We start from the raw sequence: 12,961 nt of genomic DNA, 5'->3' as shown, positions 1-12,961 counted from the left end.
TAATTTGCAACAACTATCTACAAATATATGTTTGACAAGCAGCAACGAAAACTGAAAAGATCAGCCAGACTTATTTCCGTACTCAGTAAATACGGATTTAAAGATATGCTGGCAAGAATGAATACGGGAAATAAACAGGAACCGGTTTCTGATGATCCGGACGAGGTCATTTCCAAAGGAACCGTATATGAAAGAATCAGACTGGTGCTGGAAGAGCTTGGACCTACTTTTGTAAAATTGGGGCAGACATTCAGTAACCGTGAAGATCTTCTTCCACCCGAACTGATCCAGGAGCTGCAAAAACTTCAGGACAAAGTAGATATGGTAGATATGGATGTAGAAGAAATTCTGGAAAACGAATTCAATATATCTGTCAAAGACCATTTTCTCGAGATTCAGAAAGAGCCTTTGGCAACAGCATCTATCGCTCAGGTATATAAAGCTGTTTTGCTGGACGGGAGTCCGGTGATCCTCAAACTCAAAAAAGCGGATGTACAGACCCTTATTGAAGATGATCTGCTTCTCATTAAAGACCTTGAAAAATTAGTATCGGCTTATTCAGAAATAGGAGAAAAACTCAATCTTAAGCAGGCGATTTCTACTTTCGAAAAATCTTTGCTTGAAGAAGTTTCTCTGATCAACGAAAAAGAAAACATCCTGCATTTTGCCCGGAATTTCAAAAACAATAAAGAAACATATGTTCCGAAAATTTATGAAGAATTTTCGAATAACAATATTCTTTGCATGGAGTTTATCGATGGAATCAAGGTGACCGATAAAGCGGCACTTTTAGCCCATGATATTGATCCTGTAAAAGTTTCTGAAGTGGGGCTGAGGCTATTTGTTTCACAGATTCTGGATTACGGATTCTTCCATGCCGATCCGCATGCCGGAAATATTTTGGTGAAAAAGAACGGGAAAATTGTGTTCATAGACTTTGGGGCTGTAGGAAAGATCCAGCCAAACGATAAAGAGATCCTTGAAAACCTGATTGTAAGTTTTGTGGCTAAAAATCCTCATAAAATAGTCCGTTATCTCAAAAAAATGGCGGTCAGTTATGAAATTCCTGATGAAAGAAGATTTGAAAACGATGTAGAAGATATTCTGAACTTTGTTCACAGCTCTTCATTGCAGGATATCAACGTTCAGGTGATCATTAATAAAATGAAGGATATTCTAAAAGATAACAGGCTCTACATGCCGGATTATTTTTATCTCCTTTTTAAAGGGATCAGTCTGATAGAAGGAGTGGGGCGAACCATTAATCCGGATCTGGATATTGTGAAAAGCCTTCATCCTTACACCAGAAAAATATTAACCAAAAAGATCAGTCCGAAGAATCTCTTAAAGACAGGGATGGACAGGATGCTGAATTTCACGGATAATGTAGATGAAATTCCCAAAGAACTCCGATCTGTTTTGCAGAAATTGGACGATAACAAATTCACAGTATCCAGTGAGATTAAAAATATTGAAAAGACCAATCAACTGATCAAGTCCAGTATCATTAACTTAATTTTGGCCATGATTCTGGGAGCCAACATTATTGCCACGGCTATTGTTTTTACTTCGGAATCCGGACCCAAAATAGGAGAGATGTCTTTGGTAGCCGTTTTAGGATTTGTGTTTTCGGTTATATTGGTTTTGGTGCTTTTACTGAGAGTAACCAGAAAATAAGAAAATAGAAATGAGACGTTAAATGTTTGAGTACTCTAGAACTCATAACTTATAACTCGCATCCCGAACCCAGCAACAAAAAATAACCTATGAAAAAACTTATCTTAATGACTTTGATCTTTTGTAGTTCACTATTCCTGGCTCAGAAAGCTTCTGTTAATGATCTATTGGGAGATTTTGACGGTAATGGAACCAAAGAATATGCTTATACCAAAGTCAGCGACTGCACTGATGAATGTGATGGAAAATGTGAAACAACCATTTATTTCAGTGATAAAAAAATAAAACCATTCATGGTATCACCTGCATATGACGGTACTTTATATAATCTGGGAGACCTTAATGAAGACGGAAAAGATGAGATCGGGTTTTATCCCGGCTGGTGTACAAGTTGCTGGCATGGTTTCCTTGTGTATACATTAAATAAAACAGGCTGGAAGACCTTGGTTCCTTCTATTTCCACGCATTGCTCCCAATGGGAAGACGAAAAATTCCCCATCAAAAAAGATCCCAAAAAGAAAGGATATGTGATCATTACATCCAGCCAATGGGAAGATGATGATATCAAAATTAAAAGTACAAGTGTGAAAGTGAATTGAGTTTCGTGTTACGAGACAAGAGAGTTTGGAGTTGCTGGTGTGATTGTCTGAAGTCTAATATCTTAACTCCTGACTCTTATAAAATTGGCTATTCACTTGCGAAGCAAAATTGACATTTGACATCATATAAGTTAATGTCTCATATCTCGCATCTCATAATCTCGCATCTAATTTCTAACCTCTAAATTTAAATACCTATCTTTGCACCATGGAAAAACTCACTTTTGCGGATTTTGACCTGCCGGTTAAAATTCTTGATGTTTTAGCGGATCTGGAATTATTCGAACCTACACCTATTCAGGAAAAGAGCTTAGGCCCTATACTTTCCGGGAGAGATGTCATGGGGATCGCACAAACCGGAACCGGGAAAACATTAGCCTATCTTCTGCCCGTTCTTAAAACATGGAAATACAACAAAGCAGGGAATCCTACTGTTTTGATTCTTGTTCCTACAAGAGAATTGGTGGTGCAGGTAGCCGAAATTGTTGAGAAACTGACAGAAAATATTACCGCAAGAGTAATCGGAATATACGGAGGGAAAAATATCAATACACAGAAACTTTTATTTAATAACGGATGTGATATTTTGGTAGGAACTCCGGGAAGGGTAATGGATCTTGCTATTGATAATGCCATTTCACTTAAAGAAGTTAAGAATCTGATCATTGATGAATTTGATGAGATGCTTAATTTAGGTTTCAGACCGCAACTTACCCATATTTTCGAAATGATGAAGCCGAAGAGACAGAACATTCTTTTCTCGGCTACAATGACAGAAGCGGTGGATGAAATGCTGGATCAGTATTTTGCCAGTCCGATAGAGCTTTCATTAGCAAAATCTGGAACACCTCTTGAAAAAATTGAGCAAACCGGTTATAAAGTTGAAAACTTTAATACAAAAATCAACCTTCTTGAGTATTTATTGAAGAATAATGAAGACATGTCTAAGGTTTTGATTTTTACTAATAATAAGAAGAATTCTGACCTTTTGTTTGCTAAAATCGATGAGCTTTTCCCTGAAGAATTTGACGTCATCCACTCAAACAAATCTCAGAACTACAGGCTTAAAGCCATGAAGAGATTTGAAAATGAAGAAATCCGGGGATTGATTACTACCGATGTAATGGCCAGAGGACTTGATATTTCAAATATTACCCACGTTATCAATTTTGAAACCCCTGAAATTCCTGAACAGTATATTCACAGAATAGGAAGAACGGGTAGGGCAGACAAAGACGGTAAGGCAATAACTTTCGCTACTAAAAAAGAAGAAACTTCTATTCTTGATATTGAGGTATTAATGGATAAAGATCTTAAGTTCCATGATTTCCCTGCAGAAGTAAAAATAAATCCTAAGAAAATAGCTTCCGAGGAAGATGTGATCATTATGAAGAATCCTGCACAGGTAAAACTGTACGAAGGAGGAGGAGCATTTCACGAGAAAAAGGATAAAAATAAAAAAGAAAACTGGGGTGGACCTTCAAAACGCAAAGCACCTAAGAAATTTGGAGCCAACAGAGCTCAACAGAAATCGATATCAGTGTCAAAATCTACTAAGAAAAAGAAATAACAAAAACTCCCGATTTTTCGGGAGTTTTTTGTTTAGGTATTGTATTATTTCATATACGGTTTCATCACTTTTGCCCATACCTCATATCCTTCCGGAGTCAGGTGGAGCATATCTTCTACGAAAAGATCTCTTCTTACGTTTCCGTTAGAATCTTCCATAGCTTTTGTAATATCGATGAACTCTGCATTCGGTTCTTTTTTCATGAAAGCGGCGATCTTTTTATTCGTTTCTTTCATTTGTGGCCAAAGAACTTCGCGGCTTGGAGAATATTTTATTGAAATAAAATCCACTTCGATGTTAGGAAACTTTTCACGGATCTTTTTATAGAATGTTTTAAACCTGTTGATCACCACTTTGGCCTTTAGATCGTGGTTGTCTGCGAAATCATTATCACCGCAGTAGATAATGATCTGTTTAGGCTGGTATGGGCTTAAAAGATCATCTGCGAAATGATTCAGGTCTGTCATTCTTGATCCGCCAAAACCTCTGTTAATAATTGTTTTATCTGGGAAATAGCTGGTAACGTCTGTCCATTTCGTAAAAGAGGAACTTCCTATGAGAAGGATAGCGTCTTTGGGTGGAGGGGTTTCCTGATCTGCCTTTTTGAAATTTTGAATGTCTTGCCAGAACATCGGCTTTTTTTCCTGTGAAAAGGACAGGGCAAAATACAGCAGGAGAAATGCTGAAAGAATCTTCTTCATTGTAATCAAATTTTAAATGTCGTATAAAAGTAATAAAAAACTCCCGGTTTTATCGGGAGTCTGTGTTTATCTTTTGTAGGTAATGTAGATCAGATCGTCGGTACCATCATTGTTTTGATCATAAGCACCAAACAGCTGCGCCAGTTTCAGATCCTGGCTTGTCAGGATTTCAACTCTGTGCCATTTTTCAGTGTCATCTCATCGTCATTCTTGATGCTCAACAGCTTAGACTCTTCGTTATAGGTATATTTACCTTCAGTTTTTCCGGTCATCTGGCAGTCGGTGCCTGTTCCTGAATAATACGTATAGCTGGTATAGTAATCGCTTCTGAAGTGTAATAAATTTTTGGACTCACAATCAGACGGAGTTTCAGTAGAAAGTACTGTTTTATTGTCTTTTCCGGAAATGGTTTCTCTTTTAACCATCTTCCAGTCTCCGCTCATCATCTCTAATTCATAAGCTTCTATGTTGTCATCTTTACAGGAAGTTAGTGCCAGAGCTGAAAAGGCAAATAAAAGTAGCTGTTTTTTCATTTTCACAAATTTAAGAATATGCTAAAATATAAATAAATTTGAAATATTTATAATGAAATCCTGCTTTTTTAAACGAATGTTTATAAATAACAGGATTTTATATGATGAAGCTTTGAAAGTGATGGATTTTTATGGGTAGTAGATAGTAGGTTGCAGGCAATAGGAATTGTGTCAAAGTTTGAAATTTTGTTTTTTAATTTAGATTTTAAGAAACAAAAGTCAAGAGTCAAGAAATAAGATGCAAGACATCAAATTTGAAATCATAAACTCACTAACTTAATTATTAGGAACCGGCAACCAGTATCTGCTAACTCTCTAACCGCACATCCCTAATAACTCATCTCTACAATCTTATAAGCATCCTGAGGCGTCAGTTTTTTATACTCACCAAGTCCGGACCATTTCCTGTCTGTAAATGCTTTTTCTACTCTTTCAGCTGTACCTCTATAATCTTCTGTATATTCGGAAAGTTTGGTTTTGATATTCAGGCTGTGGAAGAATTCCTCCATCTTTTTGATTCCTGCTTCAGCTTTTTCTTCCAGTGTTCCGTCTTTGATTCCCCATACTCTTTCAGCATACTGGGCCAGTTTTCCTTTTTTGGTTTCGAAATTATAACGGTAGTGGGAAGGAGCAATAACCGCTAAAGTTCTTGCATGGTCAATTCCGAAATAAGCAGTCAGTTCATGCCCCATAGCGTGTACCGCCCAATCTGTGATCACTCCCTTCTGGATAAGACCATTCAGAGCCATTGTACAGCACCACATAAAGTTTCCGGCAGCATCATAATCAAAATCATCAGCCAGAACTTTCGGAGCTGTTTCCTGAAGGCTGATCAGAATGCTTTCCGCAATTCTTTCCTGAAGATCTGCAGAAGAAGGGGCCGTCATATATTGTTCCAATACATGCGTGTAAGCATCTGTAATTCCGTTAACAATCTGGTTTTTAGGGATTGTTCTGATCACTTCCGGATCTAAAACAGAAAACTGAGGGAAAAGACCAGGTCCTCCTGAAGATAATTTTTCATTGGTTTCTCTTCTTGAAATGACATAACCTGAATTCATTTCAGAACCTGTTGCCGGCAATGTCAGAATACTTCCGAAAGGCATTCCTTCTCCTTCAAATGTTCTTACTGAATTTCTAAGGATTTCCCAGGGTTCTCCATCATAATTGGCGGCAGCAGAAAGAAATTTAGTTCCATCAATTACAGATCCTCCGCCTACAGCCAGCAGATAATTGATATTTTTTTCTTTGATAAAACTTAAAGCGTTGATCAGTACTTCATACTCAGGATTTGCAGGAACACCTCCGAATTCATACAGATCATGATCTTTCAGAGCTTCCTTTACCTGATCGTAAACACCGTTGTTCTTGATGCTTCCGCCTCCGTAGATCATTAATATTTTGGCGTCTTTTGGAACTTCACGGGAGATCTTAGCGATTTCACCTTTTCCAAAAAGTATTTTTGTTGGATTTTTAAATTCGAAATTGAGCATTGTTCTAAATTTATTTGATTCAAATTTACGCAAAGCAATACGAAAATTGAGTTAAGGAATTTTTAAAATTACGATCACTGTGTTTTATAATAACAATCTAAATTTTACTTAGTGGTGCTCTGAGAGACATAGGTTTTTGCCCGAATGATCTTTTTTATCGATAATGTCTACTTCCAGTAAATGCTGGAGTCTGGAGGAGAGAATATGGGTTGCAATTTTTTCATCTGCCTTAAGGAAATCTCCATCCGTACATTCTTTCAAAAGATAAAAAGCTTGCTAGAGAATTTAATTAAAAAGCAGAAAGAAAATCTGTAAAATCTGTGGGAATTTTTCAATATATTCGATTGCAAAGTTGACATTGAAGCAACCGATTTTATGGAGTTTTTCCCTTTTGAAGCTGTCTTTTTATTTGTAAGCTGTCTTAGCTGAAGTATCGCAGTTGTCACTTTTAAAGTAAACACCTTTATTTTTTGACTCCAGTTTGCCCGTTTTTCTATTGATTTTGATGAAGTAAGATTCTTTAATTTCGGGACAACCTTTAGACTTTGATGCATACAGGGATATATGTTTGTCCTCAATTTTATATGAACCACCTTCTTTATTGCTGGTATCTACGGAAAAACCATAGGTTTGGACCAATAAAATAGCTTCCGGAAGATTATCAACCGTTCCGATAAAATCTCTTAACTGCTGTTCACTGGAGAAATAGACAGACCTTTCGTTTTTACAGGCAAGAATATAGGAAAAGCATCTGTTGCCCATACATTGCTGAAAGAAACCTTTCTCAGGAAGAGGCTCGTTGATGGTCATGAAATCCGGCATCTGACTTTCGTAGATCACTGCTTTCTCAGGATCGGTGTCATTGGTAAGAACTCTCCAATAACCATATTCTTTATCCGGAACAATAAATGGGTACAAATATTCTGCTGTATCCAGAATATCCGGAATTTTTCTGTAGTCATCAGGAACCACAGTCTGTGCAAAGAACAGATTGGATAGAACCAGCGAAGTGATGACAATAATTTTCATAAAGGAAGTGCTTTCTGGCAAATTTACGAAAATGAATGATGATTTATTTTTTATCCTTTAAATAATTAGCAGCGTTGGTATTGCCGGGATTAAGAATCAATGATTTTTTATAGTTAATAACAGCTTCTTTCTTTTGTCCTAACCCATCTAATGCTTCACCATAGCTGTCATAAACATTGGCGCTATTCGGAAATAATAGGGTATTCAATCTGAAAACGGCAAGGGCTTCATTCTTGAGATTCCGGCTTATCAGCTGGTAACCCCATGAATTGATCTCATCCTCTGACACGGTAAAATTTTTATTGTTCTCTTTAATTTTTTGATAAATTGCATATACATTTTGATACCCACCTGAAACAGTTTGGTGAAAGAATAGTTTCATATTCGGGCTAAGCCCAAAACCATTTTCAATTTTCATATCCGGTATGTAGTATCCGGCAATTTCATCAATGAACCATTCAGGATTTGCTCCCTGAAGATTGCTTAAAACAATGATTGATAGATTATCATCCGGATAAACAAACAGGGCAGAGCGCATACCTCCTACAGGAGCAACCGCGGGATGAGCAGACCTTACAACAGTCGGCCATCCTAAGGCATAACCGTTCGTGAGTTTATTAAAACCACCTATGTCACCATTATTGAGTTTTATAGTAGTAAAAAGCTCCTTAATGCTTTTTTCATCATGAAGCAGTTTCCCTTTCTGCAGGGCTATGAGCCACTTACTCAAATCTTCAGCTGATGATAAAATTCCTGTAGCTGTCCGAAAAAATATAGGAAAGGCAGCAAAAGCATTGTGAAGCTTTCCGTCATTGATCCATTGGCCATCATGATTAATAATTGTGGAATACGAACCCGCATTATTCTCGATAATATCATTAGAATCTCCAAATCGAGTGACAAACATTGTACACGGCTTAAATTGATTTTCTTTAATAAACTTCGCGAAATGCTCGCCGCTCAATTTTGTAATTATTTTTCCTAAAATATAGTAGCCTGTTTGATTATAACTGAATTTTTCACCAGGCGAAAACTCCATAGGAAGTGTTTTAACTATTTCCCAATTTTTGTTTTCGATACCGCCACCTAATAGCTGTTCTTTTTCATCAATATTATTGGGAAGACCTGATGTATTGCTTAATAACTGTTTGATTGTTATTTTTTTCCAGTTTCCCGGAATGTCAGAAAGATATTTTGAAATGGTATCATCTGTTTTTAATTTTCCCTGCTCCTGAAGTTGCATGATAGCAACACCAACAAAAGCTTTCGTCATTGAATTGATAGAGAATACCGTATTGTTTTTTGTCGCGATCTGATGTTCAATATTGGCAAGTCCATAATTACTCAGTTGATCAATTTTTTCATTTCTGATGACAGCCAATTGAAGTCCCGGGATTTTCAGTTCCTGCATTTTATGCTTGATAAAAACATCAATGCTATCAGAACGCTTTTGTGCTGTATAGTTTTGTATAAATAAAACAACAATAATAACAAGAAATGATTTCAATAAGATTTTCATAAGACCGTTTATTGTAAGACATTGTAAGATAGCTTTTTATTACATATGATCTCTCTTTTACAATCTGACCTTCATATACTGCAAATTAAATTTATAGTTAAGGCTATTGCAGTATAATTTTATAATATCCTTTTTCGTCTGTTACATCAATACCTATACCGGTAAATGTTAATTTGTTAATCTGATAACCATCACAACCTCCTTTAAATTCTGACGAATGTATTGAAAAATTAAAAGCTTTAATATTAGAAGAGAAAGTATAATTTTTTGTACCATTATAAGCGCCTACATTTTCTAAAATGACCATGTCTTCGGATGTTTTGGTTAATTGTACCCCAACCTGATTTTCATCCTTGACCGAATAAGCAGTAAGGGTGCCATTTGTGATCAGATTTTCATCATTAGAATTAACAAATTTAAAGGCTATCGTCTGAGGAGCGTTATAACAATCTTCACCGCAGCCTATGAAAATAAAAGCGATTAAAAGGAATATGAATATATGTTTCATGAGATGTTAATTAATTTCTGTGATAAGTAAAATTAATCATTAAACCGTTGTATTCAAAATTATTATAAACCTGAATTATAATAACTTGTCCTAAATATTTTTAAAAGACTTAAGTCCATAGAAAATATTATTTTTTAACCTCTTTCGCTTTATCGATATCTGTACTAATCAGATCTCTTGCATAAGAAGTAGCCTTTTGATATTTCCCCAAAAATGTGGCCTTAAATTCATTGTCAATTTTTCCTTCTTTCATAAATTCATAAACAATTTCGGCTCTGATAGCTCTGAGTTCGAATAAAACAAGTTTATACGTATTTTTCTTATTATCAACTTGAAATAGAGTGTCAAATGCTGTAACTGCAGTTGTTATAGCTCCTAGAATCAAAATGGGTTTAGCTTTACTGAGCGTTTCAATCTCTGATATTCCTGCCAAAACGGTAATTATTCCTGCAAAAATAATTTGAGTAATTCGGATCATGTAAAATATCCAAATATAGTTATTAGCCTTTCTTTCAATCCGGTTAATTTCCTTTTGTATCTGCAGATAAAAAGGATCCGTTATAGAGTCTTCTTTCATGGTAAATAGTTTTAAATAAAGGTATTGAATTAATTCTAAGAAAGGATATTAAAATAATTTTGTTCCGGGTACTCCTTTTTTGTCATTTGTCAATTAATTTAATTCCAAAATCCATTACATTTGTTATATGATACACGACCAACGAGCAGAAAAATTCAGGCAGATCGTGGAGAATAAGTTCCAGATCTACAATTCATTATTTATGAGCCTGCCTTATGATAAAATGACCAATATCGGGATGCTTCTTCCCTTCCTTTACGAGGAAAGCCGAAACGGATACGAAGGAGGAAAGACTCCTGAGGAAATTGTAGAAGAATTCTTTAAGAACCATACAGACCTCCAGACCGAAGAGCAGAAATTGGAACTGCTTTTCAAAATCATACAATACATCGAAAGACAGGTAGTTTTATTTGACAGTATTGAAGATGCTGCATTTCCCAACCTTCATTCCGAAAGCGACAGTGGGACAGTGACCAATCTTTTTGAACGGTCGTATCAGGATCATAAACTTGAAAAAGTTCGTGAAAAGCTTGAGGATTTTACAGTAAAAGTGGTATTTACAGCACACCCGACCCAGTTTTATCCAAGCTCAGTACAGAGAATTATTCAGGATTTAAGAGGCGCTATTACCAGTGATTCTGTTACCCAGATTGATATGCTTCTTCAGCAGTTGGGTAAGACTCCTTTCGTTAATAAAGAAAAACCGACTCCTATAGATGAGGCTCTCAGCATTATCTCCTATTTAAGATATGTATATTATGATACGATTGGGGAATTGTTTACGAAAATTAAAAAGACATTCGGAAACGGGTATTTTCATCTTCATGAAGATATTATCCAGCTAGGTTTTTGGCCGGGTGGCGATAGAGATGGAAACCCATTTGTAACCGCTGATGTTACAAAAAGAGTCGCAGAAGAGCTTCGTTCAGCAATCCTGAAATCCTACTACAGCCATTTGAAATTTATTAGAAGAAGGTTAAGTTTCAGAGGAGTTTCTGAAGTCCTGACTCAATTGAGTGATGACCTGTATGGAGCCATCTTCAACGGAAATATAATTACAGCAGAAGATATTCTGAAAAAGGCAAACGAAGCAGAAAAAATACTGATAAATGAGCATAATTCTTTGTTTTTAGACCTTCTGGCTAATTTCAGAGACCGCGTGAAAATTTTTGGAACTCACTTTGCAACACTGGACATTCGCCAGGACAGCAGGATTCATCAGAAAGTGATTGATGATGTTTTTGCAAGAGTTTATGGAAATACAGAGGCTTCTCAGGAAGAAAAATTCAATAAACTGATCCAGCTTGGTGAAAAAGTCAATGCAGATCAGTTTGAAGATATCGTTAAAGATACCCTATTAACGGTTTCACAGGTTTCGGAAATCCAGGATCTGAACGGGCAGAGAGGGATGAACCGTTACATTATTTCAAATTCTGATGCCGTAAAAGATGTCATGAATGTGTATGCCTTTTTTAAGATCTGCGGGTATAATGAAGATGAAATCAAAATGGATATCGTTCCCCTTTTTGAAACCATGGAAGGCCTTGCCAACTCTGAAAATGTAATGAATGAGCTGTATCATAATCCTGTCTATAAAAAACATCTTGAAAGCAGAGGAAATCAGCAAACGATCATGCTTGGCTTTTCAGATGGAACAAAAGATGGTGGATATTTGAAGGCGAATTGGGAAATTTATAAGGCTAAAGAAGTCTTAACTAAACTTTCCGTTCAAAATGGAATTAAAGTCGTGTTCTTTGACGGTAGAGGTGGTCCACCCGCAAGAGGCGGAGGGAAAACGCACGATTTTTATGCTTCACAAGGAAATACTATTGCCAACAATAAAATTGAACTGACCATTCAGGGACAAACGATCACCAGTATTTTCGGAAATAAAGAGCAGGCTAAATACAATTTTGAGCAGCTGCTGACGGCCGGAGTCGAAAATGATGTCTTTAAAAATTCTAAAAAAGACCTTACAGAAAAAGAAAGAAAACTGATTGCCGAGCTGGCTGATATCAGTTATAAAAAATATTCAGATCTGAAAGCTCATCCAATGTTTGTTCCGTATCTTCAGGAAATGAGTACCCTGGAATATTATGGTAAGACCAATATCGGAAGCCGCCCGTCTAAAAGAGGAAACGGCAGTGAGCTTAAATTTGAAGACCTTAGAGCAATTCCATTTGTAGGCTCATGGTCACAGTTAAAGCAGAATGTTCCGGGATTCTTCGGATTCGGATTTGCCATGCAGCAGATGAAAGAGCAGGGACGACTGGAAGAAGTAAGAGAATTGTATAAAGGTTCCGATTTCTTTAAAACTTTGATCCTGAACTCTATGATGAGTATGAATAAATCCTATTTTCCACTGACCTATTATATCAAGAATAATCCAAAGTTTGGTGCATTCTGGAATGTACTTTTTGATGAATATACGCTTTCAAGAGATATTATGCTTGAGCTTACAGGATTCAAACTGCTACAGGAAGAAGATCCGCTTTCCAGAAAATCCGTAAAAATCCGGGAGAAGATTGTATTGCCGCTGTTGAGTATTCAGCAGTATGCCCTGATGAAAATCCAGAAAGGAGAAGGGAATAAGGAAGCTTATGAAAAATTGGTGACCAGATCATTATTTGGAAATATTAATGCGAGTAGAAACTCAGCTTAACTGATCATAACAACGCCTCTCAATTTGAGAGGCGTTTTCTTTAACAAATAGTATATGAACACAATGTTTTTTTAAATTTTGGCTAAAGCCAAT

11 protein-coding genes are annotated in these 12,961 nt (G+C 36.4%); 4 read left to right on the top strand and 7 right to left on the bottom strand.

Features of this window, described 5'->3' with window-relative positions; translation table 11 throughout:
• Positions 1-27: 27 nt before the first annotated feature.
• The 3 genes from NZD88_RS15145 (at position 28) to NZD88_RS15135 (ending at position 3,846) form a co-directional block, all read left to right on the top strand.
• Positions 28-1,677 (top strand): ABC1 kinase family protein, encoded by a 1,650-nt coding sequence (locus NZD88_RS15145; protein ID WP_259830233.1) that lies wholly within the window; start codon positions 28-30, stop codon positions 1,675-1,677.
• A gap of 89 nt (positions 1,678-1,766) precedes the next feature.
• The gene (locus NZD88_RS15140; protein WP_259830232.1) at positions 1,767-2,276 is read left to right on the top strand and encodes a hypothetical protein; all 510 of its coding nucleotides are present in this window, start codon (positions 1,767-1,769) and stop codon (positions 2,274-2,276) included.
• A gap of 208 nt (positions 2,277-2,484) precedes the next feature.
• Positions 2,485-3,846 (top strand): DEAD/DEAH box helicase, encoded by a 1,362-nt coding sequence (locus tag NZD88_RS15135; RefSeq protein WP_259830231.1) that lies wholly within the window; start codon positions 2,485-2,487, stop codon positions 3,844-3,846.
• Positions 3,847-3,890: 44 nt separating this feature from the next.
• On the opposite strand, the gene NZD88_RS15130 is transcribed toward NZD88_RS15135, so the two are convergent.
• The 7 genes from NZD88_RS15130 to NZD88_RS15100 form a co-directional block, all read right to left on the bottom strand.
• On the bottom strand, positions 3,891-4,547 hold the full coding sequence (locus tag NZD88_RS15130) for a GDSL-type esterase/lipase family protein (RefSeq protein ID WP_259830229.1): 657 nt from the start codon (positions 4,545-4,547) through the stop codon (positions 3,891-3,893).
• Between the two features lie 161 nt (positions 4,548-4,708).
• Complete coding sequence (locus NZD88_RS15125) at positions 4,709-5,080, bottom strand: lipocalin family protein (protein WP_259830227.1); 372 nt, start codon at positions 5,078-5,080, stop codon at positions 4,709-4,711.
• A 329-nt stretch (positions 5,081-5,409) separates the two neighbouring features.
• Complete coding sequence (locus NZD88_RS15120) at positions 5,410-6,573, bottom strand: iron-containing alcohol dehydrogenase (protein ID WP_259830226.1); 1,164 nt, start codon at positions 6,571-6,573, stop codon at positions 5,410-5,412.
• A 405-nt stretch (positions 6,574-6,978) separates the two neighbouring features.
• Positions 6,979-7,602 carry a hypothetical protein gene (locus NZD88_RS15115; protein ID WP_259830225.1) on the bottom strand — a complete coding sequence of 208 codons (624 nt, stop codon included), beginning with the start codon at positions 7,600-7,602 and terminating at the stop codon, positions 6,979-6,981.
• 43 nt (positions 7,603-7,645) lie between these two features.
• Positions 7,646-9,121 carry a serine hydrolase domain-containing protein gene (locus NZD88_RS15110; protein WP_259830223.1) on the bottom strand — a complete coding sequence of 492 codons (1,476 nt, stop codon included), beginning with the start codon at positions 9,119-9,121 and terminating at the stop codon, positions 7,646-7,648.
• Between the two features lie 103 nt (positions 9,122-9,224).
• Positions 9,225-9,629: a putative periplasmic lipoprotein gene (locus NZD88_RS15105; protein ID WP_259830221.1), complete on the bottom strand. Its 405-nt coding sequence runs from the start codon at positions 9,627-9,629 to the stop codon at positions 9,225-9,227.
• Between the two features lie 127 nt (positions 9,630-9,756).
• Positions 9,757-10,206: an SLATT domain-containing protein gene (locus tag NZD88_RS15100; RefSeq protein ID WP_259830219.1), complete on the bottom strand. Its 450-nt coding sequence runs from the start codon at positions 10,204-10,206 to the stop codon at positions 9,757-9,759.
• A 127-nt stretch (positions 10,207-10,333) separates the two neighbouring features.
• Between NZD88_RS15100 and NZD88_RS15095 the strand changes: the two genes are divergently transcribed.
• Positions 10,334-12,868: a phosphoenolpyruvate carboxylase gene (locus NZD88_RS15095; RefSeq protein WP_259830217.1), complete on the top strand. Its 2,535-nt coding sequence runs from the start codon at positions 10,334-10,336 to the stop codon at positions 12,866-12,868.
• Positions 12,869-12,961 lie beyond the last annotated feature (93 nt).

It is taken from the genome of Chryseobacterium pyrolae (assembly GCF_025153485.1).
Classification (GTDB): Bacteria; Bacteroidota; Bacteroidia; order Flavobacteriales; family Weeksellaceae; genus Chryseobacterium; species Chryseobacterium antibioticum.
This window is presented reverse-complemented; position numbering and strand designations above follow the sequence as displayed.

What these genes read in the sequence shown, in the direction of transcription:
- NZD88_RS15145 (WP_259830233.1), top strand. Translation starts at nt 28, where the DNA reads ATGTTTGACAAGCAGCAACGAAAACTGAAAAGATCAGCCAGACTTATT.
- NZD88_RS15140 (WP_259830232.1), top strand. Translation starts at nt 1,767, where the DNA reads ATGAAAAAACTTATCTTAATGACTTTGATCTTTTGTAGTTCACTATTC.
- NZD88_RS15135 (WP_259830231.1), top strand. Translation starts at nt 2,485, where the DNA reads ATGGAAAAACTCACTTTTGCGGATTTTGACCTGCCGGTTAAAATTCTT.
- NZD88_RS15130 (WP_259830229.1), bottom strand. Translation starts at nt 4,547, where the DNA reads ATGAAGAAGATTCTTTCAGCATTTCTCCTGCTGTATTTTGCCCTGTCC.
- NZD88_RS15125 (WP_259830227.1), bottom strand. Translation starts at nt 5,080, where the DNA reads ATGAAAAAACAGCTACTTTTATTTGCCTTTTCAGCTCTGGCACTAACT.
- NZD88_RS15120 (WP_259830226.1), bottom strand. Translation starts at nt 6,573, where the DNA reads ATGCTCAATTTCGAATTTAAAAATCCAACAAAAATACTTTTTGGAAAA.
- NZD88_RS15115 (WP_259830225.1), bottom strand. Translation starts at nt 7,602, where the DNA reads ATGAAAATTATTGTCATCACTTCGCTGGTTCTATCCAATCTGTTCTTT.
- NZD88_RS15110 (WP_259830223.1), bottom strand. Translation starts at nt 9,121, where the DNA reads ATGAAAATCTTATTGAAATCATTTCTTGTTATTATTGTTGTTTTATTT.
- NZD88_RS15105 (WP_259830221.1), bottom strand. Translation starts at nt 9,629, where the DNA reads ATGAAACATATATTCATATTCCTTTTAATCGCTTTTATTTTCATAGGC.
- NZD88_RS15100 (WP_259830219.1), bottom strand. Translation starts at nt 10,206, where the DNA reads ATGAAAGAAGACTCTATAACGGATCCTTTTTATCTGCAGATACAAAAG.
- NZD88_RS15095 (WP_259830217.1), top strand. Translation starts at nt 10,334, where the DNA reads ATGATACACGACCAACGAGCAGAAAAATTCAGGCAGATCGTGGAGAAT.